General features: G+C 72.8%; 21 protein-coding genes. 12 read left to right on the forward strand and 9 right to left on the reverse strand.

All coding sequences use genetic code 11. The features are described from left to right. Positions 1-31 precede the first annotated feature (31 nt). The 3 genes from speB (at position 32) to ACZ4VF_RS30235 (ending at position 3,020) form a co-directional block, all read left to right on the forward strand. A complete protein-coding gene (speB, locus tag ACZ4VF_RS30225; protein ID WP_467900580.1) occupies positions 32-1,012 on the forward strand; it encodes an agmatinase in 981 nt (326 codons plus the stop codon). Next, positions 1,009-2,694: a thiamine pyrophosphate-binding protein gene (locus ACZ4VF_RS30230; protein ID WP_467929938.1), complete on the forward strand. Its 1,686-nt coding sequence runs from the start codon at positions 1,009-1,011 to the stop codon at positions 2,692-2,694. Before speB ends, ACZ4VF_RS30230 begins: the two co-directional genes overlap by 4 nt. Before the next feature lie 194 nt (positions 2,695-2,888). Beyond that, complete coding sequence (locus ACZ4VF_RS30235) at positions 2,889-3,020, forward strand: hypothetical protein (RefSeq protein ID WP_467929939.1); 132 nt, start codon at positions 2,889-2,891, stop codon at positions 3,018-3,020. A gap of 280 nt (positions 3,021-3,300) precedes the next feature. On the opposite strand, the gene ACZ4VF_RS30240 is transcribed toward ACZ4VF_RS30235, so the two are convergent. From ACZ4VF_RS30240 to ACZ4VF_RS30250, 3 genes are all read right to left on the reverse strand, one after another. Further along, on the reverse strand, positions 3,301-3,654 hold the full coding sequence (locus ACZ4VF_RS30240; RefSeq protein WP_467929940.1) for a peptidase inhibitor family I36 protein: 354 nt from the start codon (positions 3,652-3,654) through the stop codon (positions 3,301-3,303). Between the two features lie 233 nt (positions 3,655-3,887). Further along, positions 3,888-4,541: a hypothetical protein gene (locus ACZ4VF_RS30245; protein WP_467929942.1), complete on the reverse strand. Its 654-nt coding sequence runs from the start codon at positions 4,539-4,541 to the stop codon at positions 3,888-3,890. 153 nt (positions 4,542-4,694) lie between these two features. Next, positions 4,695-4,997, reverse strand: a complete 303-nt coding sequence (locus ACZ4VF_RS30250; protein ID WP_467929944.1) for a hypothetical protein — start codon at positions 4,995-4,997, stop codon at positions 4,695-4,697. Between the two features lie 52 nt (positions 4,998-5,049). Between ACZ4VF_RS30250 and ACZ4VF_RS30255 the strand changes: the two genes are divergently transcribed. From ACZ4VF_RS30255 to ACZ4VF_RS30265, 3 genes are all read left to right on the forward strand, one after another. Beyond that, a complete protein-coding gene (locus tag ACZ4VF_RS30255) occupies positions 5,050-6,717 on the forward strand; it encodes a trypsin-like serine peptidase (RefSeq protein ID WP_467929945.1) in 1,668 nt (555 codons plus the stop codon). A gap of 83 nt (positions 6,718-6,800) precedes the next feature. Then, a complete protein-coding gene (locus ACZ4VF_RS30260; protein WP_467929946.1) occupies positions 6,801-7,148 on the forward strand; it encodes a hypothetical protein in 348 nt (115 codons plus the stop codon). 236 nt (positions 7,149-7,384) lie between these two features. Beyond that, positions 7,385-8,308, forward strand: coding sequence for a serine hydrolase (locus ACZ4VF_RS30265; protein ID WP_467929947.1), 924 nt, complete (start codon positions 7,385-7,387; stop codon positions 8,306-8,308). A 55-nt stretch (positions 8,309-8,363) separates the two neighbouring features. Here ACZ4VF_RS30265 and ACZ4VF_RS30270 read toward each other — a convergent pair whose 3' ends face one another. Further along, the gene (locus ACZ4VF_RS30270) at positions 8,364-8,744 is read right to left on the reverse strand and encodes a hypothetical protein (RefSeq protein WP_467929949.1); all 381 of its coding nucleotides are present in this window, start codon (positions 8,742-8,744) and stop codon (positions 8,364-8,366) included. Positions 8,745-9,057: 313 nt separating this feature from the next. On the opposite strand from ACZ4VF_RS30270, the gene ACZ4VF_RS30275 reads away from it, so the two are divergent. From ACZ4VF_RS30275 to ACZ4VF_RS30290, 4 genes are all read left to right on the forward strand, one after another. Next, entirely contained in the window at positions 9,058-9,981 is a 924-nt protein-coding gene (locus ACZ4VF_RS30275) for a serine hydrolase (protein WP_467929951.1), read from the forward strand. 134 nt (positions 9,982-10,115) lie between these two features. Then, positions 10,116-13,835, forward strand: coding sequence for an ABC transporter ATP-binding protein (locus tag ACZ4VF_RS30280; RefSeq protein WP_467929952.1), 3,720 nt, complete (start codon positions 10,116-10,118; stop codon positions 13,833-13,835). A gap of 109 nt (positions 13,836-13,944) precedes the next feature. Then, complete coding sequence (locus ACZ4VF_RS30285; RefSeq protein WP_467929953.1) at positions 13,945-14,337, forward strand: hypothetical protein; 393 nt, start codon at positions 13,945-13,947, stop codon at positions 14,335-14,337. An 81-nt stretch (positions 14,338-14,418) separates the two neighbouring features. Then, complete coding sequence (locus ACZ4VF_RS30290) at positions 14,419-15,834, forward strand: S28 family serine protease (protein WP_467929954.1); 1,416 nt, start codon at positions 14,419-14,421, stop codon at positions 15,832-15,834. A gap of 90 nt (positions 15,835-15,924) precedes the next feature. On the opposite strand, the gene ACZ4VF_RS30295 is transcribed toward ACZ4VF_RS30290, so the two are convergent. Next, positions 15,925-17,796, reverse strand: coding sequence for a glycoside hydrolase family 3 protein (locus ACZ4VF_RS30295; RefSeq protein WP_467929956.1), 1,872 nt, complete (start codon positions 17,794-17,796; stop codon positions 15,925-15,927). A 187-nt stretch (positions 17,797-17,983) separates the two neighbouring features. Between ACZ4VF_RS30295 and aroA the strand changes: the two genes are divergently transcribed. Then, on the forward strand, positions 17,984-19,219 hold the full coding sequence (gene aroA / locus ACZ4VF_RS30300) for a 3-phosphoshikimate 1-carboxyvinyltransferase (protein ID WP_467929957.1): 1,236 nt from the start codon (positions 17,984-17,986) through the stop codon (positions 19,217-19,219). 40 nt (positions 19,220-19,259) lie between these two features. Further along, positions 19,260-19,853: an RBBP9/YdeN family alpha/beta hydrolase gene (locus ACZ4VF_RS30305; RefSeq protein ID WP_467929958.1), complete on the forward strand. Its 594-nt coding sequence runs from the start codon at positions 19,260-19,262 to the stop codon at positions 19,851-19,853. Here ACZ4VF_RS30305 and ACZ4VF_RS30310 read toward each other — a convergent pair. The 4 genes from ACZ4VF_RS30310 to ACZ4VF_RS30325 all read right to left on the reverse strand — a co-directional run bounded on the left by ACZ4VF_RS30310 (position 19,828) and on the right by ACZ4VF_RS30325 (position 23,604). Next, positions 19,828-21,069: an MFS transporter gene (locus ACZ4VF_RS30310; protein WP_467929960.1), complete on the reverse strand. Its 1,242-nt coding sequence runs from the start codon at positions 21,067-21,069 to the stop codon at positions 19,828-19,830. The genes ACZ4VF_RS30305 and ACZ4VF_RS30310 overlap by 26 nt on opposite strands. A gap of 87 nt (positions 21,070-21,156) precedes the next feature. Next, a complete protein-coding gene (locus ACZ4VF_RS30315) occupies positions 21,157-21,957 on the reverse strand; it encodes a sugar phosphate isomerase/epimerase family protein (RefSeq protein WP_467929961.1) in 801 nt (266 codons plus the stop codon). Positions 21,958-21,975: 18 nt separating this feature from the next. Then, positions 21,976-22,932 carry a bifunctional helix-turn-helix transcriptional regulator/GNAT family N-acetyltransferase gene (locus ACZ4VF_RS30320; protein WP_467929963.1) on the reverse strand — a complete coding sequence of 319 codons (957 nt, stop codon included), beginning with the start codon at positions 22,930-22,932 and terminating at the stop codon, positions 21,976-21,978. Between the two features lie 75 nt (positions 22,933-23,007). Beyond that, entirely contained in the window at positions 23,008-23,604 is a 597-nt protein-coding gene (locus ACZ4VF_RS30325; RefSeq protein WP_467929964.1) for a dihydrofolate reductase family protein, read from the reverse strand. Between the last annotated feature and the right edge of the window lie 667 nt (positions 23,605-24,271).

Raw genomic sequence — 24,271 nt, forward strand, 5'->3', positions numbered from 1 at the left:
CGACGAAGCGCAGGAAAGAAGGCATTTCATCATGAGCAGCAACGAGACGCCCCGCGGCCCCGTCGACTCCTCCCGCATCCCGCGGTACGCCGGACCCGCGACCTTCGCCCGGCTGCCCCGCCTGGACGAGGTCGGCACCGCCGACGTCGCCGTGGTGGGCGTGCCGTTCGACTCCGGCGTCTCGTACCGTCCGGGCGCCCGCTTCGGCGGCAACGCCATCCGCGAGGCGTCCCGGCTGCTGCGCCCGTACAACCCGGCGCAGGACGCCTCCCCGTTCGCCCTGGCGCAGGTCGCGGACGGCGGCGACATCGCCGTGAACCCGTTCAACATCAACGAGGCCGTGGAGACGATCGAGGCCGCGGCCGACGACCTCCTCGGCACGGGCGCCCGCCTGATGACCCTGGGCGGCGACCACACCATCGCCCTGCCCCTCCTGCGCTCGGTCGCGAAGAAGCACGGCCCGGTGGCCCTGCTCCACTTCGACGCCCACCTGGACACCTGGGACACCTACTTCGGCGCCGAGTACACCCACGGCACCCCGTTCCGCCGCGCGGTCGAGGAGGGCATCCTCGACACCGAGGCCCTCTCCCACGTCGGCACCCGCGGCCCGCTGTACGGCAAGCAGGACCTGACGGACGACGAGAAGATGGGCTTCGGCATCGTCACCTCGGCCGACATCTACCGCCGGGGCGCCGACGAGGTCGCCGACCAGCTGCGCCAGCGCATCGGCGACCGTCCGCTGTACATCTCCATCGACATCGACTGCCTGGACCCGGCGCACGCGCCCGGCACGGGAACGCCGGAGGCGGGCGGCATGACCTCCCGCGAGCTGCTGGAGATCCTGCGCGGTCTGGCGTCGTGCAACCTGGTCTCGGCGGACGTGGTCGAGGTGGCGCCGGCGTACGACCACGCCGAGATCACCTCGGTCGCCGCCTCCCACACGGCGTACGAACTGACCACCATCATGAGCCGCCAGATCGCGGCGGCCCGGAAGGACGCGGAAGCGAAGTGACTCACGACCACGACCTGGTACTCCGCCCGACCGACCAGCAGACGGCGGCCGCGCTGAACCCCCCTCCCGGCCGGAACGGCGGAGACCTGGTCGTGGAGACGCTGGCCGGGCTCGGCGCGACCACGGTCTTCGGCCTGCCCGGCCAGCACGCGCTCGGCATGTTCGACGCGCTGCGACGTTCCTCCCTGCACTACGTGGGCCTGCGGGTGGAGAACAACGCGGGCTTCGCGGCGGACGCGTACGGCAGGGTCACGGGAGAGGCGGCGCCCCTGCTCCTCTCCACGGGCCCGGGCGCCCTGACCTCCCTGGCCGCGCTCCAGGAGGCGGCGGCCGCCTCCGCCCCCGTGCTGGCGATCAGCAGCCAGGTCCCGACGGCGGGCCTGGGCGGCGGCCGCCACGGCTACCTGCACGAACTCCCCGACCAGTCGGCCTCCTTCCGGGGCGTGGTGAAGTCCGTCCACACGGTCCGCGCCCAGTCCCAGATCCCGTCGGCGATCGCGGCGGCCTGGAAGTCGGCCCTGACGGCCCCGCACGGCCCGGTATGGGTGGAGATCCCGCAGGACGTCCTGCTCGCCGAGGCGTCCCTGCCGGTGGTGACGGCGATGGACGCGACACCCGAGGACGTGGTCCCGCGCCCCGAACTGACGGCACTGGCCGCCGACCTGCTCTCGCACGCGGCCCGCCCGGCGATCATCGCGGGCGGCGGGGTCGTACGGTCGGACGCCTCCGGGAAGCTGAGGGCGCTGGCCGAGAAACTGAACGCGCCGGTGGTGACGACGTTCGGCGGCAAGGGCGCGTTCCCGTGGAACCACCCGCTGTCGTTGCAGTCCTGGCTGGAGGACCGGCACACCACGGACTTCCTGGAGGACGCGGACGTCCTCCTGGTGGTCGGCTCGGGCCTGGGCGAACTGTCCTCGAACTACCACACGTTCAAGCCCCGTGGCCGGGTCGTCCAGATCGAGGCCGACCTCGGCAAGCTGGAGTCCAACCACCCGGCCCTCGGCATCCACGCGGACGCCCGCCTGGCGCTCCAGGCGCTGCTGGAGACGGTGGAGGAACGCCCGGACGACACGGCGCCGCAGCGCGTACGGGAGCTGCTGGCCCGCGTCTCGGCGCGCATCGCCTCCCAGGACCTGGCCCTGGAGCAGCAGGTCCTGGCCGCGGTCCGCCGCGCCCTCCCCTCCGACTCCCCGTCGTTCTGGGACATGACGATCCTGGCCTACTGGGCCTGGTCGGCCTTCGACGCCCAGGGGCCCAACACCATGCACTCGGCCCAGGGCGCGGGCGGCCTCGGCTACGGCTTCCCGGCGGCCCTCGGCGCGGCGACGGCGGACCCGACCCGCCCGGTGCTGGCGGTCTCGGGCGACGGCGGAGCCCTGTACTCGATCGCCGAACTGGCCACGGCGAAGCAGTACGACCTCCCGGTCACCTGGCTGATCATCGACGACGGCGGCTACGGCATCCTCCGCGAGTACATGACGGACGCCTTCGGCCGGCCGACCGCCACGGAACTGACCCGCCCGGACTACGTGGCCCTGGCGGAGTCCTTCGGCGTACCGGGGGTGCGTACGACGCCGGAGACACTGGAGGCCGACCTGACGAAGGCGCTGGCGACCCCGGGTCCCTCGGTGGTGGTCCTCCCGGCGGTCCTACGGATGTTCGCGCCGACGCATCTGGGCTGATCAGGCGACCTCCACACGCAGCAGTGGCGTCAACTTGACCAGTTTTCACGTGACTTGATGGCCGGAAGGTGCCGACTTCGTCAGCCGGTGGCCAGTATGCTCTGTGCCGCTGGTGCTTCGATCGCCGTCCAGTGCTCCGGTCCGCCAGGGCCGGATCCCGCAGTGCGGGACGCTACGGCGAGAGGAGCGCTGGCATGGCAAGGAGAAGGCGCGGTACCACGGAGCGCGAGCTGGAACCGCTTCCCCGGTGGGTGCGGGTCACGGTCGCGGTCCTGACGCCACTGGCCCCCCTTGTCGCGGTGTGTGTGCAGGCGTTCGCCAAGTAGGGCGACGACGGGAATGAGGTTCGGGCCGAAGGGACGACTTCGCTTCATGGCGAGGCGAGTCCGACCGGCCTCAGATCGGCCGGACCCACCCGGCGCATGCACTGCGGTCTGGCTCCGGTGGCCGCCGGGGCCAGACCTCGCCGCGCGTCCGCGCACCGACGCATCCGTACCCGTGTCCTTGCGGCACGAAGGAGTGCGGTGCACGCCGTCAGCCACTGTAGGCCAACCGCGCTGTACGGTTTTCGGAATCAGGCGAATGCCCTGCCGGCCGCACCAGCCTTCAGCAGCCGCCCGGCCCCACCCCGTCCATCCGGCCGCCGAAGTCGCCCCGGTACTGGGAGCGCCAGTCGCCGTTGAAGACGTCGCGTTTCTCCACCGGGCCCCAGTTGATGAAGCAGGCGCGGGTCGAGGCGACGAAGGAGCCGACGTGGTCGTGGAGGTTCGGCGGCAGGTCGCGGTAGCCGCTGCGAGCCGTCCACTCCCAGTAGTCGCCGCCGAAGCCCTCGCCGCTCCAGAAGCAGACGGAGCCGTCGGGGCAGGCGGGCTGGGCGGCGGCTGACGCGGCGTGCGCGGGCAGCAGTACGGCGGTCAAGGCGAGGGCGGCGGCCGGCGTCCAGGAGCGGAGCTTCTTCATGGGCTCTCCAGAGGGGGAGTCGGAAGGCCCGGCAGCGCGGTGCGCCGGGCATCGCCATGGTGGGGGCCGGCCGCCGGGACACGCCCGGGGGCAAGATCGCCGTCGCCGGTGTGAGGGAAGAAGTGGGACTAGTCGGACCGGCCCGGCCGGTCACCTCGCGGCTCCGGGACACCGGAGGTCGCTCGGTGACGGGCCCTTGAGGCGGGCCTCCCCGCCGGACCGTCTCCCGGCTGTCAGAGACCGCGGGTGACGAGGTCCTTGCCGCTCTCGGCGCGGACGATGAGGTTCCACGCCCTGGCGCCGCCGTCGTCGCCGTCCCACCAGGTCACGAACGCCCCGGCCAGCACCTTCACTTCGGCCTTCGCGCTGGTGTCGGTGTAGGAGGTGGCGAGTTCGACGTCGTAGTCGTGCGGCCCGAGGTGGACGAGGACCACCCGGCCGGCGTGCTCCGCCGCCTGCTTCTTCCCGTGCGCGGCGGCCCAGGACCGGAATCGGGCGAGGAGGTCCGGGTCCGGTTCCCGGCGTGTCACCCGAGCGGTCGGCGGATGCCGGTCCGTGTCGTGTCCCACGCCCTGCTGGCAGCCCAGTACCCAGGCCCCGCGGTCCTTCTCCACGACCTCGCGCGGCTCGGCCTTCAGCGACCGGTGGACGCAGCCTCCCCAGACGACCTCGCGGACAGCGGCACCCTTCCCGCCGTCCTCGAAGAGCTTCTCGCCCTCACGCCGGCCGGCGTCGTACGCCGCCGCGTAGCCGGGTTCGGCGGTGGTACCGGACGCGTGCGACGCTGGCGCGTCGCCGCCCCCGCCGCCGCAGGACACGGCGGCCATGCCGAGCAGGGCCGCCGCGAGAGCACGCCTGAGCGGCCGTGCCTGTGTGAGTGCGCGCATGGCCCGTTTCCCCTCCCGATGCCTTGACCGTCCAGCCGGTTAGAGGGTTTTCGCGGTCCCTTGGTTGCCTCATTAAATCGCCTTTACGTTCGAGAGCGGGCGGGGCTAGGGTGCGAGATCGCGATTCGACGGGCCGGACTGACCACCGGCCCGTCAACATGCCGAACAAGGGGGAAACTTGAGGCTGAGACGCAGCCTGTTCGCCGCTGCCACCGCACTGGTGGCCACCTTGGTCCCGACGACCGCCTGGGCCGACTCGACACCGTCGGTGACGGCGGGACCGACCACTTCATCCTTCAGTCCGTCACCCTCCGCCTCGCCTTCGGGTGACACCGCGTCCACCGGTCCGGAGAGGCCGGCCACGCCCTCGGCGAGCCCCGGGACGGCCACGGCGTCACCCTCCGCCTCCGAGACGCCGGGCACGCCCAGCGCATCGCCCAGCGCGAGCGCCACCACGGACGACACGGAACCGGCTACGGAGCTGGAGAAGTTCTGGACGCCGGAGCGCATGGCGCAGGCCGAGCCGGTCGAGGAGGACCAGCCGGTCGGGGACGACCAGCCCCTGCCGGAGCAGACGGCCCCTTCCGGAAGCGGCAAGGCCGTCGCCCGGACCTCGCCCTCGCACACGTTCGAGGGCATCAAGGAGGTGGGCACGTTCTTCTGGCAGGACAGCGACCTGAAATACCGGTTCTGCGCCGGCACGGTCGTCCCGTCCCCGGGCAAGGACCTGGTGCTGACCGCGGCGCACTGCTTCGACAGCACCGACCAGCACAAGAAGCTCGTGTTCGTACCCAAGCACCACCGGGCGGACCCCAAGCCGTACGGTCTGTTCCCGATCAAGGTCGGGCAGATCTACGCCGACCCCCGCTACCTGCGCAAGGGCGGTGACCACGACTACACCGATCTGGACTTCGCCCTGCTGAAGACCGAGCCGCGCTCGGACGGCAAGAAGGTCCAGGACGTGGTGGGAGCCATACCCATCGGTTACGGCACGGGCTTCGACCATCCCAAGACCCGGGTGATCGGCTACCCGTGGCTCCCGGACGACGACGGCAAGTACAAGCCGCACCAGGATCCGCTGGACTGCACGTCCCCGATGAAGAAGTTCACCGCCGCGAGCTCCGGCGGCTGGAAGGGCGGCACCTTCTCGCAGATCGACTGCAAGGGCTACGTCCGTGGCACCTCCGGCGGGCCCTTCATCATCGGCGGTGACGATCCCAAGGTGATCGGCGTGACCGGCGGCTGGCAGACCGGGGGACACAGCGACGACACGTCGTACTCCTCGTACTTCGACACCGACCTGAAGCGCATCTACGACGCTGCGGTGGCGGGGAAGAAGCCCGCCCCGATCGTCCTGCCCGCCGCTTCCACGTGGAAGCACGCGAAGGACATCGCCTCCGGCTACTTCGCCCTGGACGGGCCGGTCTCCGACGACCGTATGGACATGTTCGTCCTCTGGTCGGACGGCGAGCTGACGATCTACCGCGGAGCGGACAAGGGCCTGAACTACTTCGACAAGGAGATCAGGGTCCAGAAGCCCAACAAGCTGTGGGCGGAGCACGCCATGCAGGTCGTGGCCGGCGACTTCACCGGCGACAACGGTTCCGACCTCATCGTCGTGTGGACGGACGGCGAGGTCACGCTGTACCCCTCTGTCGACGAGAAGGGTTTCCACGGCGAGACCCAGATCGTCGCGCCCAATCCCACGTGGAAACACGCCACGGCGGTGACGGCCGGCCGGTACGGCGGCAACAAGTGGCAGGACGACCTCGTCGTGCGCTGGTCCGACGGCGAGCTGACGGTCTACCAGAACACCGGGACGAAGCTCGGCAAGGAGATCAAGGTCGTCGGCAAGAACGACCACTGGACACACGCCGTCGAGATCGGGTCCGGCGACTACACGCAGGGCGACACCTGGGACCTCGTCGTGCGCTGGTCCGACGGCGAACTGACCTGTTACGACGACTTCACCGGCACCGGTGACTCCTGGGGCGAGCACAAGTGGAAGGCGCCCAACGACCTGTGGGAGCACGCCATGCTCGTCACGGGCGGCGACTTCAGCGAGAACCCCTGGCCGGACGACACGCTCGTCCGCTGGTCGGACGGTGAGTTGAGCCTCTACACGGAGGGCAACAAGTCCGGCATCGGGACGGAACACCAGCTGGTCGCGCCGTAACCGGCGGCACTCTCCCCGGCGCCGTCCGACGCCGTCGGGCGGCGCCGGTCCCGATCACAATCCGCATCCGCGGAAGGAGCACCATGAGCAGCGCGCCGCGCGCCCTCGTCGTCACCGCACTCACCGCCGGCCTGCTGGCCGCTCCCATGACGATCAGCGCCGCGAGTGCGGCCAGTGCCGCCGGTTCGGCCGGCGGGGACTGTACGACCTGGGTGAGCAACTCCGGGCAGACCGGGAATGTCAGGTGCACCAGCCCGGGCACCGCCATGCGCCAGCACCGAGCCATCGTGACCTGCGTCAACGGTGCCGGTCACACGTTCACGGTCACCGGTGGGTGGGTGTACGCGGGCCACACCTCGTCCGCCACCTGCTCGGCCGGCGGTACGGCTGGAGTGCTCGACATCTCCTACGACCGCAGGACGAAGGGCTAGCCACAGGGTCATCCGGTGGGCCGAGGGGCGGGATCGCAGGGCCGCCCCCGGTCCACCGGGTCACGTCCGGCCGGGTCCTGCGCGGAACCCGTGGGCCGGTGGGAGCCGGCGGGGAACTCCCGTCCACCGAACGCGCGTACAACTATCGAGTGTCCTGGTGAGTCCAGTCAGGTAGCGCACGGGTGCGCTCAACGGCGTTCAGGGGGACGCCCGTACGACCACCAAGGGGACTTTCCATGAATTACCGGACATCCGGCCGAGCGGGCGTGCTCGCGGCCGCCGTCAGTGCCGCGCTGCTCATACCGGCCGTGACCGCCGCGACCCCGGCCGCCGCGACCACGCCCGCCGTGAGCTGCACGTCCGCCAAGACGGGGCTGGCCGCGAAGCTGAAGAAGGACATCACGGCCGCCCTCGCGAACCGCAGGGGCACCGTCGCCGTCGGCCTGTACGACCGCAGCACCAACACCACCTGCACCCTGCGGGCCACCAGCGCCTACGACTCGGCCAGCACCGTCAAGGTCACCGTGCTCGCCACGCTGCTGTGGGACGCCAAGAAGCACGACCGGTACCTGACGAGCACCGAACAGTCGCTCGCCAAGGCCATGATCACCCAGTCCGACAACACCGCGACCAGCAAGCTCTGGAAGCAGCTCGGCATGACGAAGATCAAGGGCTTCCTGTCCGCCGCCGGCATGACCAAGACCGTGCCGGGCACCGGCGGCTACTGGGGCCTGACCCAGGAGAACGTCACCGACGAGCAGAAGCTGCTCAAGCTGGTCACCGCCAAGAACAGCGTGCTGACCGACAACGCGCGCTCCTACATCCTCAAGCTGATGGGCCAGGTCGTCTCCTCGCAGCGCTGGGGCACCCCGGCCGGTGCGCCGTCGTCCGTCTCGGTGCACGTGAAGAACGGCTGGCTGCAGCGTTCCACGCACGGCTGGCGGGTGCACAGCCTGGGCACCTTCAACGGCGCCGGCCACGACTACACGATCACCGTGCTGACGCAGGACAACAGCACCATGAGCTACGGCGTCACCACCATCCAGAACGTCGCCAAGGCGATCCACAAGGACCTGGTGCCGACCACCTCCGGTGTCACCCGCTACGCCCCGACCAGCCGGCCGAGCGAGGCGTTCGTCGCGGTGCCGCCGCAGGGCTGAACCCGGGGCCCCGCGGCCGTGTCCGCCGGGGCCCCGCCCCTCCCCGCCGGCGTCCTCAGCCGGCGGGGACGGTGAGCGCCACGGTGTCTCCGCCCGTCACGGCGAACGTGCCGGACTTCCCGGCGGCGACCGTGTCGCTGTGGACCACCGCGCCCGCCGGGGTCCTCTCCGTCAGGGTGAGGGTCCGGTCCGTGAGGTTGGTGACCGCGAACCGTGCGGCCCCGGCCTGGACGCCGTCGACCTGCTCCGTGATGCCCGGCAGGAACACGAACGTCTGCACGGACACCAGGTTGCCCGCGCTGCCCTGCTGGGTGATCAGCACGTCTCCGGTGGCCGCCGCCGCCGGGCCCGCCGAGGCCGCGGCGGCGCCGAGTCCCGCCAGCAGCGTGAGAACGGCTCCGACCGCGGCGCGGCGTCTGCCCGTTGTGGTGCTCATCGTCTTCCCCTCCCTGGTCGTGCCCCCGGCCCGCACCGGGACGGTGGCCGTGGCGCAGAGCCTCGCCGGACCGGCCGCGGTCGTGGAAGAGGCACGGCAGGGCGCACGAGGGCACACGGGCGGCGTCGAGCCCGCGGGAACCCGCCGCCCCCTCGGGTTCACGGCTTGCGGCCATCCCCCTGATCGCTCCAACTCCCGTACTGCGAACATGCGTACAGCCGTCGTACGTCCCCGGTCGCCGCGCCGAGCGGTGCCGGGCGCGCCCGACGGTGTCCGCAGGACCACCGAAAGACCTTCAAGGGGGAAGCACTTCATGACCCACCGGATATCCGGCCGAACCGGGGCGCTCGCGACCGCCCTCGGTGCCACGCTGCTGGTCTCGGCGGTCGCCGCCTTCCCGGCCGCGGCGGCACCCACGACCGGCGTCGGTTGCACGTCCGCGAAGGCGGGGCTGGCCGCGAAGCTGAAGAAGGACATCACGGCCGCCCTGGCCGGTCGCACGGGCACCGTCGCCGTCGGCCTGTACGACCGCTCCACCGACACGACCTGCACGCTGAACGCCGACACCGCGTTCGACTCGGCCAGCACCGTGAAGGTCACCGTGCTCGCCGCGCTGCTGTGGGACGCGAAGAAGAGCAACCGGTACCTGACCGACACCGAGGACGAACTCGCCACGGCCATGATCACCGAGTCGGACAACGACGCGACCAGCAAGCTGTGGAAGCAGCTGGGCACGGCGAAGATCCAGGGCTTCCTGACGGCGGCCGGCATGACGAGGACCGTGCCCGGTGCGGACGGCTACTGGGGCCTGACCCAGGAGAACGTCACCGACGAGCAGAAGCTGCTGAAGCTCGTCACCGCCAGGAACGGCGTGCTGAGCGACAACTCCCGCGCCTACATGCTGAAGCTGATGGGGCAGGTCGTCGCGGACCAGCGCTGGGGCACCCCGGCCGGTGCGCCGTCGTCCGTCTCGGTGCACGTGAAGAACGGCTGGCTGCAGCGTTCCACGCACGGCTGGCGGGTGCACAGCCTGGGCACCTTCAACGGCGCCGGCCACGACTACACGATCACCGTGCTGACGCAGGACGACAGCACCATGGACTACGGCGTCACCACCATCCAGAACGTCGCCAGGGCGATCCACAAGGACCTGGTGCCGGCCGCGCCCGGTGTCACCCGCTACACCCCGACCGACTCGCCGAGCGAGGCGTTCGTCGCCGTACCACCGCAGGGCTGAGGTCCCCCGGGACGGTCCCCGCCGCGGTGTCACCGGGGCCGGACCCGGCGGAGCGGTTTGTTACGGGGGGATGAAATCCGCTCCTCGTGGCGTTGGTGTCTTCCGGCAGAGCAGGTCGAGAGGAAGGCACCGGCGTGGCAGCGGAACGGGGATGGGCCAGGCGTCTGGCGGCGTACGCCTGGCGGTATCCGAAGGACGTGGTCCTCGCCCTCGGCTCCTCGCTCGCCGGCATGGCGGTCATGGCCGTGGTCCCGCTGATCACCAGGGTGATCATCGACGACGTGATCGGCGGCCACACCCGGTCCATGGCCCCCTGGGCCGGCGCCCTCATAGGCGCCGCCCTCCTCGTCTACGCCCTGGCCTACCTACGCCGCTTCCACGGCGGCCGGCTCGCGCTCGACGTCCAGCACGACCTGCGTACCGAGATGTACGGCACGATCACCCGGCTGGACGGCCGCCGCCAGGACGAGCTGTCCACCGGGCAGGTCGTCGGCCGCGCCACCAGCGACCTCCAGCTGATCCAGAGCCTGCTCTTCATGCTCCCGATGACCATCGGGAACGTCCTGCTCTTCCTGATCTCCCTGGTGATCATGGCGTGGCTGTCGCTGCCGCTGACCCTGGTCGCCCTGGCCGTCGCGCCCGCCCTCGGCTGGATCGCGGGGCGCAGCCGCCGCAGGCTGCACCCCGCGACCTGGTACGCCCAGGCCCAGGCCGCCGCCGTGGCCGGTGTGGTCGACGGCGCCGTGAGCGGGGTCCGCGTGGTGAAGGGCTTCGGGCAGGAGGACCAGGAGACGGAGAAGCTGCGCGAGGTCGGCCGCCGGCTCTTCGCGGGGCGCCTGCGCACGATCCGCCTGAACAGCAGGTACACCCCGGCCCTCCAGGCCGTCCCGGCGCTCGGCCAGGTCGCCATGCTGGCGCTCGGCGGCTGGCTCGCCGTACGCGGTCACATCACCCTCGGCACCTTCGTCGCCTTCTCCACCTACCTGGCCCAGCTCGTCGGCCCGGTCCGCATGCTCGCGGTGGTCCTCACGATCGGCCAGCAGGCCAGGGCCGGCACCGAGCGCGTCCTGGAGCTGATCGACACCGAGCCGACCCTGAGGGACGGCATCAAGGAGCTGCCCGCCGACGCGCCCGCGACCGTCGAGTTCGACGGCGTGTCCTTCGGCTACGACCGCGAGCGCCCGGTGCTGGAAGGGCTCAGCTTCGAGATCCGGCCGGGCGAGACCCTCGCCGTCGTCGGCTCCTCCGGCTCGGGCAAGTCCACCCTCTCCCTGCTCCTGCCGCGCTTCTACGACGTCACCCACGGCGCCGTCCTCATCGGCGGCCACGACGTCCGCGAGCTGACCCTGGACTCGCTGCGGGCCGCGATCGGACTGGTCCCCGAAGACTCGTTCCTCTTCTCCGACACCGTCCGCAACAACATCGCCTACGGCCGCCCCGACGCCACCCAGGAGGAGATCGAGGCCGCCGCCCGCGCCGCCCAGGCGGATCGTTTCATCGCCGAGCTGCCCGCCGGCTACGACACCAAGGTCGGCGAGCACGGCCTCACCCTCTCCGGCGGCCAGCGCCAGCGCGTCGCACTGGCCCGCGCCCTGCTCGCCGACCCCCGCCTGCTGGTCCTGGACGACGCGACCTCCGCCGTGGACGCCCGCGTCGAGCACGAGATCCACGAGGCGCTGAAACACGTCATGCGGGGCCGTACGACCCTGCTCATCGCCCACCGCCGCTCCACCCTCAACCTCGCCGACCGCATCGCCGTGCTCGACGGCGGCCGGCTCGCCGACGTCGGCACCCACGAGGAGCTCCAGCAGCGCTCGGCCCTCTACCGCCGCCTGCTCACCGACCCCGACGAGCTGGGCGGGGTCTCCCCGGGCCACACCCGCCCCGCCGAGCCGCCGGAGGACACCTCCCTGCGCGACGAGCTGGACGCCGAGTTCGACGCCGAGCGGGGCGTGACCCCGCGGCTGTGGAGCGGCGACCGCGCGCCCAAGGACACCGCGCTGTCCGGCACCCCGGCGACCCCCGAGCTGCTCGCGGAGGTGGCGGCGCTGCCCCCGGCCACCGACACCCCCGACATCGACGAGGGCCGAGCGGTCCTGCCCGAGGACTCCTACGGCCTGCGCCGCCTGCTGCGCGGCTTCGGGCTGCCGCTGCTGGTCAGCCTGCTGCTGGTCGCCGTGGACGCGGGCGCCGGGCTGCTGCTGCCGGTGCTGATCCGGCACGGCATCGACTCCGGCGTCACCAAGGCGGCGCTCGGCGCGGTCTGGACGGCCTCCCTGCTCGGCCTGCTGACCGTGCTCGTGCAGTGGGCCGCGCAGACCGGCGAGACCCGGATGACCGGCCGCACCGGCGAACGCGTGCTGTACACGCTGCGGCTGAAGATCTTCGCGCAGCTCCAGCGGCTCGGCCTGGACTACTACGAGCGCGAGCTGACCGGCCGGATCATGACCCGGATGACCACGGACGTCGACGCGCTCTCCACCTTCCTGCAGACCGGCCTGGTCACCGCGTTCGTCTCGGTCGTCACCTTCTTCGGGATCATGGTGGCGCTGCTGGTGCTCGACCTCCGGTTGGCGCTGGTCGTCTTCACCACCCTGCCCCCGCTGGTCGTGGCCACCTTCTTCTTCCGCCGGGCGAGCGTGAAGGCGTACGAACTCGCCCGCGAGCGGGTGTCCGCGGTCAACGCCGACCTCCAGGAGACCGTGGCCGGACTGCGGATCGTGCAGGCCTTCCGGCGGGAGCGGGACGGCCGGCGGCGGTTCGCCGAGCGCAGCGACGGCTACCGGCGCGCCCGCGTCCACGGCCAGCGGCTGATATCCGTCTACTTCCCCTTCGTGCAGCTGCTGTCCTCCGTCGCCGCCGCGGCCGTGCTGATCGCGGGCGCCGGCCGGGTCGAGGCGGCCACACTGACCACCGGCGCCCTGGTGGCCTACCTGCTCTACATCGACCTGTTCTTCGCACCGGTCCAGCAGCTCTCCCAGGTCTTCGACGGCTACCAGCAGTCCACGGTCTCCCTGCGCCGCATCCAGGAGCTGCTGCGCGAGCCGACGTCCACGAAGTCCGCCGACGCGCCCCTCGACGTGCCGTCGCTGCGCGGGGACATCGCCTTCGAGGGCGTCCACTTCGCCTACGGCGACGAGGAGGAGGCGCTGTCGGGCATCGACCTGACGATCCCGGCCGGACAGACGGTCGCGTTCGTCGGCGAGACCGGCGCCGGCAAGTCGACCCTGGTCAAGCTGGTCGCACGGTTCTACGACCCGACGGCCGGGCGGGTCACGGCCGACGGCACCGACCTGCGCGCCCTGGACCTCACCTCCTACCGGCACCGGCTCGGGGTCGTGCCGCAGGAGGCGTACCTCTTCCCGGGCACCGTCCGCGACGCCATCGCCTACGGCCGCCCCGACGCCACCGACGCCGAGGTGGAGGCGGCGGCCCGCGCGGTCGGCGCGCACGAGATGATCGCCATGCTGGACGGCGGCTATCTGCACGAGGTCGCCGAGCGGGGCCGGAACCTCTCCGCGGGCCAGCGCCAGCTCATCGCCCTCGCCCGCGCCGAGCTGGTCGACCCGGACATCCTGCTGCTCGACGAGGCCACGGCCGCCCTGGACCTGGCCACCGAGGCCCAGGTCAACCAGGCCACCGACCGCCTGGCCGGCCGCCGTACCACCCTGGTCGTCGCCCACCGGCTGACCACGGCCGCGCGGGCGGACCGGGTGGTGGTCATGGACCACGGCCGGGTCGCCGAGGACGGCACCCACGCGGAGCTGCTGGCCCGCGGCGGCCGTTACGCCGAGCTGTGGCGGACCTTCCTCGGCCGGTCCGAGCCGGAGGAGCCGGTGGGCGCCTCCCGCTGAGCCCCCCGGCTGACTCGTCCTGATGACGGTCGTGCAACCATCCGGCACAGGTGTGCGTCCGTACATCAGTACGGGCGCGGTCGTGACCGCGGTGACGGGGAGGACGACAGTGGACAGTGGTGCGATACGCCGGCGGTTCGCGCTCGGTGCGGCCGTACTGGCCGCGTCCGGCGCTTTGGCGTTCACGGCGGCGGGTACCGCGCAGGCCGGCCCGGCCGGCGGCTGCGCCGGGCGCGAGGTGAAGACCCTGCCCTTCAAGACCGGGATCACCCACGTCTACCGGCACAGCGGTTTCGTGTGCGCCGTCACGGTCGCCAGGAAGCCCGGTGCCGTCCAGACCATGTCGGTCAGCGTGCAGGCCCGCGGCAGCCGGCCGGCCGTCGACAAGGGCCGCTACCGCCACCACGCCGGCCCGGTGACCGTGCTCGCCGGCCACCGCTGCGTCCTGATCAGGGGCGCGGTCGGCCGCCACTCGACCGACTCCGGCTGGATCCTGTGCTGAGCACTCCTCAATTCCCTCTGGTGGGGCAGCAGTTGCTGGGATAGCTTCCGGCGCACATCTGTCTCACAGGGGAGAGTGCGCATGCGCAAGGCGCTCAGATGGCTGCTGGCGCTCACGGTCTTCGTAGGCACGCTGAGCACGGCGGCCGGGGCGGCCACCGCCGCCGGGTCCGAGCCCACCGACATCAAGGACCGGCTCCTGTCGATACCCGGCATGAGCCTGGTCCAGGAGAAGCCGTACCCCGGCTACCGCTACTTCGTCCTGAACTACACCCAGCCCGTCGACCACCACCACCCGGAGCGGGGCACCTTCCAGCAGCGCATCACCGTGCTGCACAAGGACGTGAGCCGCCCCACCGTCTTCTACACCAGCGGCTACAACGTCTCCACCACCCCGTCCCGCCGCGAACCCACCCAGATCGTGGACGGCAACCAGGTCTCCCTGGAGTACCGCTTCTTCACCCCGTCCCGCCCCGACCCGGCCGACTGGTCCAAGCTCGACATCTGGCAGGCCGCCAGTGACCAGCACCGCGTGTACGAGGCGCTGAAGCCGCTCTACTCCGCCAACTGGCTGGCCACCGGCGGCTCCAAGGGCGGTATGACCGCCACCTACTACAAGCGCTTCTACCCGCACGACATGGACGGCGTGGTGGCCTACGTCGCCCCCGACGACGTCGTCAACGACGAGGACTCCGCCTACGACCGCTTCTTCGAGCGGGTCGGCACGAAGGAGTGCCGGGACCGGCTGAACGCCGTCCAGCGGGAGGCGCTGGTGCGCCGCGAGCCGCTGGAGAAGCGGTACGCGCAGTACGCCGCGGACAACGGCTACACCTTCACCACCATCGGCGGCCTCGACCGGGCGTACGAGGCGGTCGTCCTCGACTACGTCTGGGGTTTCTGGCAGTACAGCCTGCTCAAGGACTGCGACACCGTCCCGGCGCACGCGGCCACGGCCACCGACGACGAGATCTGGACCTCCGTCGACACCATCTCCGGCTTCTCCGCCTACACCGACCAGGGCCTGGAGACGTACACGCCGTACTACTACCAGGCGGGCACCCAGCTGGGCGCCCCGACCATCCACTTCCCCGCCGTCGAGGACAAGCTGATCCGCTACGGCTACCAGCCCCCGCGCAACTTCGTGCCCCGCTCCATCCCGATGCGCTTCCAGCCGCGGGCGATGCGCGACGTGGACAGCTGGGTCCGCCACCACGCGGCGCACATGCTCTTCGTCTACGGCCAGAACGACCCCTGGGGCTCCGAGCGCTTCCGGCTCGGCAAGGGCGCCCGTGACTCCTACGTCCTCACCGCACCCGGCATGAACCACGGCGCCAACGTGGCGGGCCTGGTCCCGGACCAGAAGACCCTCGCCACGGCCCGCATCCTGAAGTGGGCGGGCCTGTCCCCGGCCGCCGTGGCGCAGGCGAAGCCGCTGGCCCGGTACGACGCGAGGCTGGACGTCCGGGACGCGGAGCGGGAGCCCGCGCTGCGGCCGTAGCGTGTACCGCTCCTCCCCGGTGGGGTCAGGCCCCGAATCCTCGGAGCACGACCCCACCGGGCACCATCCCGCCGCCTTCCGCCGTGCCGGCTAGTACTCCAGCCCGTACCCGATCGGGTACAGCACCCCGGCCGGGTCGTCCGCCCGCCGCACCGGCACCGGCAGTTTCCCGCGCGGTGCGACCCGGCCGGCGATGACCCGGGCGGCGGCGCGCAGTTCGACGTCCGTCCAGCAATAGGTGGCCAGGCAGGCCCGGACGGAGGGGAACTGCGCGACGTCGTACGGGTTGCGGATCGCCACCACGGCCACCGGCCTGCCCGTCGCCAGCAGGCGCTCCACCAGGGTCCGCTGGGCGTTGCCCGCCGTCACGTTGTGCGTGGCGACGACCACCGCGTCCGCGTCCCGCGCCGCCGTGACCGCCTTGTCGACGGTCGCCGCGGAGGGCGCGGTGCCGGTGGACAGGGCGGTGGCGTCGAAGCCCAGCTCGGTGAGGGCGGCGGCCAGGACGCCGGTGGGCGGCCCGGTGGTGCCCGACGGGGAGGCGGGGTCGGCGCCGACGACCAGCAGCCTGTGTTCCCTGCGGCGGTCGAAGGGCAGCGTGCCGTCCTCGTTGACCAGCAGGGTGGTGGTGCGCTCGGCGATGCGGTCGGCCATGGCCAGGTGGGCCTTGGTGCCCACCGTGCGGTCGACACCGGCGTGGCTCGCCCAGGGGTCGTCGAACAGCCCGCGCCGGGCCTTCAGGCGCAGGATGCGCAGGACCGATTCCTCCAGCCGGTCCTCGGTCAGCTCGTCCTCCTGCACCGCCTTCAGCACCGCGTGCCAGGCCACGTCGAGCGAGGGCGGGTTGAGCAGCTGGTCCACGCCGGCCTTGAGGGCGAGCACCGGCACCCGGTCGTCGCCGTACTTCGTGCGCACGCCCTGCATACCGAGGGAGTCGGTGACGACGACGCCGTCGTAGCCGAGTTCCCCGCGCAGGATGCCGGTGAGGACGGGGTGGGAGAGGGTCGCCGGGTCCCCGGAGTCGTCCAGCGCCGGGAACTGGATGTGCGCGGTCATGACCGAGTCGATCCCCGCCGCGATCGCCGCGCGGAAGGGCACCGCGTCCAGCCGCTCCCACAGCTCCCGGCTGTGCGTGATGACCGGGAAGCCGTAGTGGCTGTCGACGGCGGTGTCCCCGTGGCCCGGGAAGTGCTTGGCGGTCGCCGCCACCCCGGCCGACTGATAGCCCCTCACCTCGGCGGCGACCAGGGTGGCCACCGCGTCCGGGTCGGCGCCGAAGGAGCGGACGCCGATGACCGGGTTGGCGGGGTTGACGTTCACGTCGGCGTCGGGGGAGTAGTCCTGGTTGATGCCCATCGCGCGCAACTCGGCGCCCGAGATCCGGCCGAGGGCGCGGGCGTCGGCGCGCGAGCGGCCCGCGCCGAGCGCCATCGCCCCGGGGAAGAGCGTGGCGGGCTTGCCGACCCGGCACACCGCGCCGTGCTCCTGGTCGGTGGCGATGAGCACCGGCAGACCGCGCGGCTGGTCCAGCGAGGCCCGCTGGATGCCGTTGGACAGGTCGGCGATCTGGTGCGGGTCGCGGGTGTTGTGCGCCCAGGCGAAGTAGATGATGCCGCCGACCCGGTACCTCGCGACCAGCTCGGCGGCGGTGCGGACGCCGATCTCCTTGAGGTTGGCGTCGACGTCCGCCTGGTCGGGGGCGGTGGCGGAGTGGCCGTACACCCGCATCACGAAGAGCTGGCCGACCTTCTCCTCCAGCGTCATCCGGGAGATCAGGGCGCGCAGCCGGCGCTCGTCGGGGACGGAGCGGTCGGTGCCGTGGGCGGTGGCGTGGGCGGTCGTCGGGGCGGTCAGTGCGGCGGTGAGGCCCGCGGTCGCGGCGAGGACGGCGCGTCTGGACGGCCGTGCGGTGTTTCCCGTGCTGTCCGTGCCGGTGTCGCTTCCCGTGCTGGAGTCGTGCACGTGCGCTCCTTCCAGAGGAGAACCGCTGAAGGAAACTTCCGAGGAGTCACGAATATCCGGGAAGTTTCTTTCCGTCAAGGGAATGCACACTAACCAGGAAGGGGGGCGCGACCGTGCATTCACGGGGGCGCGTCCAGCCCCTGGAATCCGTCCCCGGCACGCACGACGGGCCGTCATGATGGCTGTCATGCCCGCAGTCGACATCCCCGGATCCAAGTCCATCACCGCCCGCGCGCTCTTCCTCGCCGCCGCGGCCGACGGCACCAGCACCCTCGTGCGTCCGCTGCGCTCCGACGACACGGAGGGCTTCGCCGAGGGCCTGACCCGGCTCGGCTACCGCGTCGCCCGTGAAGTCGGCGTCTGGCGGATCGACGGCCGCCCGCAGGGGCCGGCGCACACCGAGGCCGACGTCTTCTGCCGCGACGGCGCCACCACCGCCCGCTTCCTGCCCACCCTGGCCGCCGCCGGCCACGGCACCTACCGCTTCGACGCCTCCCCGCAGATGCGCCGCCGCCCCCTCGGCCCGCTCACCCGCGCCCTGCGCGACCTCGGCGTCGACCTGCGCCACGAGGACGCCGAGGGACACCACCCGCTCACCGTCCGCGCGGCCGGCGTCGAGGGCGGCGAGGTCGTGCTGGACGCCGGCCAGTCCTCCCAGTACCTGACCGCGCTGCTGCTGCTCGGCCCGCTGACCCGCACCGGCCTGCGGATCCGGGTCACCGACCTGGTCTCGGCGCCGTACGTGGAGATCACCCTCGCGATGATGCGCGCGTTCGGCGTGGACGTCGTCCGCGACGGCACGGTGTACGACGTCCCGCCCGGCGGCTACCGCGCCACCACCTACCCCGTCGAACCGGACGCCTCCACCGCGAGCTATTTCTTCGCCGCGGCGGCCGTCACCCCGGGCCGCGAGATCACCGTGCCCGGCCTCGGCACCGGCGCCCTCCAGGGCGACCTGCGCTTCGTGGAGGTGCTGCGCCGGATGGGCGCGCACGTGGAGGTCACCGAGGACGCCACGACCGTACGCGGCACCGGCGAACTGCGCGGCCTCACCGTGAACATGCGGGACATCTCCGACACCATGCCGACGCTGGCCGCGCTGGCGCCCTTCGCCTCCGGACCGGTCCGCATCGAGGACGTCGCCAACACGCGGGTGAAGGAGTGCGACCGTCTGGAGGCCTGCGCGGAGAACCTCCGGCGGCTCGGCGTGGACGTGGACACCGGCCCCGACTGGATCGAGATCCGGCCCGGCACACCCGCCCCCGGAGCCGAGATCAAGACCTTCGGCGACCACCGCGTCGTGATGTCCTTCGCCGTGACCGCCCTGCGCACCCCGGGTCTCACCTACGACGACCCCGGCTGCGTGCGCAAGACCTTCCCCGGCTTCCACGAGGCGTTCGCGGCCCTGCCCGCCGCCGGCTGACCGCGGCCGTGACAGAGGAACACAGGAGAGGCTCACCCGCATGACCCCGCGCTCGTACCTGATCCTGCACGGCTGGCAGAACCACCGCCCCGAGGGGCACTGGCAGCACTGGCTCGCCGGCCGGCTCACCGCCGCCGGCCACCGGGTCGACTACCCGCAGCTGCCCGACGCCGACGACCCCGACCTGGACGTGTGGCTGGCCGAACTCGCCCGGCACCTGGAGGAGCCGGACGCCCCGGGGGAGCGGGTCGTGGTCGCGCACAGCCTCTCCGCCGTGCTGTGGCTGCACGCCGCCGCCCGCGGCATGAAGCAGCAGCACCACGCCGACCGGGTGCTGCTGGTCGCGCCGCCCTCCGGCTCCGTCCTCGCCCGCCACCCCGAGGTGGCCGCCTTCGTCCCGCCCGCGCCCGGCTTCACCCTGCCCGGGCCGACCCGGCTGGTCGCGGGCGACGACGACCCGTACTGCCCCGAGGGCGCGGGCCCGCTGTTCGCCGAACCCCTCGGCGTCCCCGCCGACATCCTGCCCGGCGCCGCCCACCTCGACCTGGACGCCGGGTACGGCCCCTGGCCGGCCGTCCTGGACTGGTGCCTCGACGGCACCGCACCGCTCACGGCCCGTCCGGCGCCCCGGTAGTCCGGGCCCGCAGCTCCGGCGTCGACGTCGCGACCGCCGCCACCGCGAGGACGCACAGCAGACCGCCGCTGATCAGCGCGGTCGTGCCCGAGGTCCAGCCGGCCAGCAGTCCGCCGCGCACGTTGCCGAGGCTCGGGCCCGCCTGACCGACGATCTGCTCGGCCGCCGTCACCCGGCCGAGCAGCGCGTCCGGGGTCCGGGTCTGCACGATCGTGGAGCGGGCGACCACCGCCGTGGCGTCCGCCGCGCCGGCGACCGTGAGCAGGGCGAGTCCGAGCCACGGGCTGCGCACCAGACCGAACAGGACCAGCGCCGCTCCCCAGCCGGCGGACGCGCACATCATCACCGGCCCCGGCCGGGCGAGCCGGGTCAGCGGGCCGGACAGCGCGGTCGCGGCGACCCCGCCCACCGCCAGCGCCGACAGGAACAGGCCGAGGGTGCGCGGATCGTCGCCGAACCGCTCGGCGTTGACCAGCGGGAACAGGCTCACCGGGAACGACAGCACGGTGGCGGCGAGGTCGGTGAGCAGCGCTCCGCGCACCACCCGGTGCCCGGCCAGGAACCGCAGCCCGTCCAGCACCCCGTGCACCCCGGCCCGCGACGGCTCCCCCTGCGGCGGCAGCGCGGGCAGCCCGCGGGCGCCGTAGAAGGCGAGGCCGAAGCTGAGGGCGTCCAGCAGATAGCAGACCCCGATGCCGAACCAGCCCAGCAGCAGCCCGGCCAGGGCCGGCCCGAGCAGCATCATCGACTGCCCGGTGACCTGCTGGAGCGCCAGCCCGGCGGCCACCTGTTCCTTCGGCAGCAGCCGCGGTACGAACACCCCGGCGGCCGGGGCCCCGAGCGCGCCGAAGGCCGACTGCACCGCGACGAGCAGCAGGACGACCGTGACCGGCACGTGTCCGCCGAACCCCTGCACGGCGAGCAGCAGCGAGCACACCGCCTGTCCGACGGTCGCCGCGAGGAAGATCCGGCGCCGGTCGGCCCGGTCCGCCCACGCCCCGGCGAACAGCCCGAAGACCACCAGCGGGAGCGCCTGCGCGAGCCCCACCGCCCCGGTCCAGGCGGTGCTGCGGGTCATGTCCCACACCTGGTACATGACCGTCACCATCGTCATGAACCCGCCGAGCACGGACACGGTCCGGCCGATCAGCAGGCGCCGGAAGACGGGCGAGGTGCGCAGGGGGCGGACGTCGACGAGCGAGCGGGCGAGGCTCATGAGGGGAAGCGGGCGCACGGCCCCGGTGGCTGGATCACCGGGGGAGGGTAGCCGCCGGCCCGGAGGCCGGCCAGTCCTTTTTACGTGCTACGCCGCCTCGCCCAGCAGCCGCGCCAGATGCTCACGGCCGGCGTCCAGCAGCCCGGGCAGCGGTTCGGCGGCCTCGTACCAGCGCTTCTCGTACTCCCAGCACAGCCAGCCGTCCCAGCCCCGCCGGCACAGCACGTCCACGCACTCGGTGAGCGGCAGCACGCCCGTGCCGAGCGGCAGCGGGGTCGTGTCCTCGGCGGAGGCGATGTCCTTGACCTGGACGTAGCCCAGGTGCGGGGCGAGGGCCGCGTAGCTGTCCGACGGCTGCTCACCGCCCAGCCAGGTGTGCATGACGTCCCACAGCGCGCCCACCTGCCGGTGTCCGACCGGGCCGAGGATCCGGATCGCGTCGGCGCCGGTGCGGTGCGAGTCGTGGGTCTCCAGCAGGATCCGCACGCCCAGCGCGGCGGCGTCCTCCGCCGCGGTGCCGAGCCGCCGGGCGGCGACCGCGTCCGACTCCTCGCGGGGCCGGTCCGGGTCGGCACCGGGGAAGACCCGGACGAAGGGCGCGCCCAGGTCGTGGGCGAGCCGCAGGAGGTCCCGGATCTCCGCGAGCACGGGCGCGTCGTCACCCGGGGCGGCGACGCGCGCGTACCCGCCGAGACCGAGCACCTCGACCCCTGCCCCCCGGAACAGGGCCGCGGTCTCGGCCCGTTCGGCGGGCGACAGGCCCGGGTGGACGGGTTCCTCGGGGTGGGCGCGCAGTTCGACGCCGTGGTAACCGTGCGCGGTCGCGAGCGCCAGGACCTCCTGGACGGGCAGACCGGGGACACCGAGAGTGGAGAACGCCAGCTTCATGGAATCGGAACCTACCCCTCAGTCACCGCGGGCATGCAGCTCCAGCCGCCAGTCCTGGCCGACGAGGTCGCGACCGAAGGAGCGGTGGGGGCGCTCGGCGGTCAGGACGAAGCCGTGCCGCTGGTACAGGCGGCGGGCGTCCGCCAGGACGTCGTTGGTCCACAGCACCAGCTCGCGGTAGCCGGCGCCGCGGGCGAAGTCGATCACCGCGCGCACCAGCCGGTCGCCGATGCCGTGCCCGCGTGCCACCGGCTCCACGAGCAGCAGCCGCAGCCGCGCGGTGCCGGGCGCGTCGTCCCGTACGCACATCACACAGCCCACGGGCCGCCCCGCCAGCTCGGCGATCCACACCCGCTCCAGACGCGGATCGTGATGCTCCGCGTAGTCGGCGACGATCCGCGCCACGAGTCCCTCGTACGCGGCGCTCCACCCGAACTCCGACGCGTACAGGGCCCCGTTGCGCTGCACGATCCAGCCCAGCTCGCCGGCCCGCGGCTCCCGCAGCACGACGTCCCCGGCCGGCTTCTCCGCGGCCGCCTTCCGCCGGGACGGCTCCTTCGTCCCCAGGATCTCCCGGATCGTGCGCATGGCCTCGGCCAGCCGGGACCGGTCCGCCGGGGCCACGCCGTCCAGCAGCGCGCCGACCGAGTCCCGGGCCCGTTCCTCCAGCAGCGCCGCGGTCGCGCGTCCCTCCGCGGTCAGGGTGATGCGGCGGCGCCGCGGATCGCTGTCCGAGGGGCCGCGCGCGATCAGCCCGCCCTCCTCGAACCGGTTGAGGATCCGGCTCAGGTACCCGGCGTCCAGACCGAGCCCGCCGCGCAGGTCGGCCGCGTCCAGCCGCGGCGCGTGCGCGAGTTCGTAGAGCACGCGGGCCTCGGTGAGGGTGTAGGGGGCGTAGAGGTGGCGCTCGTAGTCGAGCGCCCCGATCACTCCCGTGTAGAACCGGTTGAAGGCGCGAACGTCCTCGACGGTCATGGTCGCCCCCGGACACTTGACCCGGTCAGGGATCCCGCTTCCGAGCCTAGGCCGCCCGCGCCGCCGCGTCCACGCCTACGACCGCCCGGCGGGCCGGTAGACGTTCACCTGCGCGCCGGTCTTCGCGGTGGCCGAGGACACCAGCTCCCAGCTCCGCCTGGCCCCGTCCGCCGGGAAGATCGACTTGCCGCCGCCGAGCAGCACCGGCATGACCACGAGCCGCACCTCGTCCACCAGGTCCGCCTCGATCAGGGCCCGCACCAGCGTGGGGCTGCCCATCATCGCCAGGTCCCCGCCCTCGGCGGCCCGCAGCTCCCGCACCTTCGCCAACGCCTGCGCCCCCGGGATCCGGACGGTGTTCTCCCAGCTCAGCTCGGAGTCCTCCAGGGTGTCGGACACGACGTACTTCCGCATCGCGTTGAGCCGGTCGGCGAAGGGGTCCCCGGCCCGGTCCGGCCACGCCTCGGCCATCGTCCGGTACGTCCGCCGCCCGTACAGCAACGCCTCGGCCTTCTCCAGCCCCGCGGCGAAGGCCCCGCCGACGACCTCCGGATCGAAGAACGGATGCGACCACCCGCCGTGCGCGAACCCCCCGTCGGTGTCCTCCTCCGGCCCGCCCGGGGCCTGCACGACCCCGTCGAGACTGATGAACTCGGTGACGACGACACGCATGGACTGCTCCCATTCCGTTGTTCTCGGTTCCTACGGCGGTGCAGACCGGCCCCGCCCGGAAAACTCATCGTTCCCGACGCGCCGGCCCGAGCCCACCGTGCCCCGCACGGCCACGGCGCCGGCCCCGCGCGAGCGGCCCGGTCCCGGGCGGCGTCCCGTCGTACCCCCGCTCCGGTACGGCCCGCACCTCCTCGACCCCCAGCCCCCGGGTCGGGCCGCAGCATCCGCGTCACGGCCCCCCGCGGCCGGTCGGCGGGCCCGGCCGCGGTTCCGCGCGCCCGTGCCCGGCGGGCAGCCGCTCCCGCGTCCCGTCGGGCACCTCGGTACCGCACACCGCCGTCGCGGACCCGCGCCCCCGGCACACCGCGCCGGTGTCCCACCGCGGCGAGCCGTCGTCCGACGGCACCCGGGCGCCGGCCCCCGCGTGCCGCGGCCCCCGCGCGAGCGGCCCGGTCCCGGGCGGCGTCCCGTCGTACCCCTGCTCCGGTACGGCCCGGACCTCCCCGACCCCCAGCCCCGGGTCAGGCCCCGGCGGGCAGCCGCTCCCGCGTCCCGTCGGGCACCTCGGTACTGCACACCGCCGTCGCGGACCCGCGCCCCCGGCACACCGCGCCGGTGTCCCACCGCGGCGAGCCGTCGTCCGACGGCACCCGGGCGCCGGCCCCCG

Source organism: Streptomyces sp. NPDC029151 (genome assembly GCF_055564315.1).

What these genes read in the sequence shown, in the direction of transcription:
- speB (WP_467900580.1), top strand. Translation starts at nt 32, where the DNA reads ATGAGCAGCAACGAGACGCCCCGCGGCCCCGTCGACTCCTCCCGCATC.
- ACZ4VF_RS30235 (WP_467929939.1), top strand. Translation starts at nt 2,889, where the DNA reads ATGGCAAGGAGAAGGCGCGGTACCACGGAGCGCGAGCTGGAACCGCTT.
- ACZ4VF_RS30240 (WP_467929940.1), bottom strand. Translation starts at nt 3,654, where the DNA reads ATGAAGAAGCTCCGCTCCTGGACGCCGGCCGCCGCCCTCGCCTTGACC.
- ACZ4VF_RS30245 (WP_467929942.1), bottom strand. Translation starts at nt 4,541, where the DNA reads ATGCGCGCACTCACACAGGCACGGCCGCTCAGGCGTGCTCTCGCGGCG.
- ACZ4VF_RS30255 (WP_467929945.1), top strand. Translation starts at nt 5,050, where the DNA reads ATGGCGCAGGCCGAGCCGGTCGAGGAGGACCAGCCGGTCGGGGACGAC.
- ACZ4VF_RS30260 (WP_467929946.1), top strand. Translation starts at nt 6,801, where the DNA reads ATGAGCAGCGCGCCGCGCGCCCTCGTCGTCACCGCACTCACCGCCGGC.
- ACZ4VF_RS30265 (WP_467929947.1), top strand. Translation starts at nt 7,385, where the DNA reads ATGAATTACCGGACATCCGGCCGAGCGGGCGTGCTCGCGGCCGCCGTC.
- ACZ4VF_RS30270 (WP_467929949.1), bottom strand. Translation starts at nt 8,744, where the DNA reads ATGAGCACCACAACGGGCAGACGCCGCGCCGCGGTCGGAGCCGTTCTC.
- ACZ4VF_RS30275 (WP_467929951.1), top strand. Translation starts at nt 9,058, where the DNA reads ATGACCCACCGGATATCCGGCCGAACCGGGGCGCTCGCGACCGCCCTC.
- ACZ4VF_RS30290 (WP_467929954.1), top strand. Translation starts at nt 14,419, where the DNA reads ATGCGCAAGGCGCTCAGATGGCTGCTGGCGCTCACGGTCTTCGTAGGC.
- aroA (WP_467929957.1), top strand. Translation starts at nt 17,984, where the DNA reads ATGCCCGCAGTCGACATCCCCGGATCCAAGTCCATCACCGCCCGCGCG.
- ACZ4VF_RS30305 (WP_467929958.1), top strand. Translation starts at nt 19,260, where the DNA reads ATGACCCCGCGCTCGTACCTGATCCTGCACGGCTGGCAGAACCACCGC.
- ACZ4VF_RS30310 (WP_467929960.1), bottom strand. Translation starts at nt 21,069, where the DNA reads ATGAGCCTCGCCCGCTCGCTCGTCGACGTCCGCCCCCTGCGCACCTCG.
- ACZ4VF_RS30315 (WP_467929961.1), bottom strand. Translation starts at nt 21,957, where the DNA reads ATGAAGCTGGCGTTCTCCACTCTCGGTGTCCCCGGTCTGCCCGTCCAG.
- ACZ4VF_RS30320 (WP_467929963.1), bottom strand. Translation starts at nt 22,932, where the DNA reads ATGACCGTCGAGGACGTTCGCGCCTTCAACCGGTTCTACACGGGAGTG.
- ACZ4VF_RS30325 (WP_467929964.1), bottom strand. Translation starts at nt 23,604, where the DNA reads ATGCGTGTCGTCGTCACCGAGTTCATCAGTCTCGACGGGGTCGTGCAG.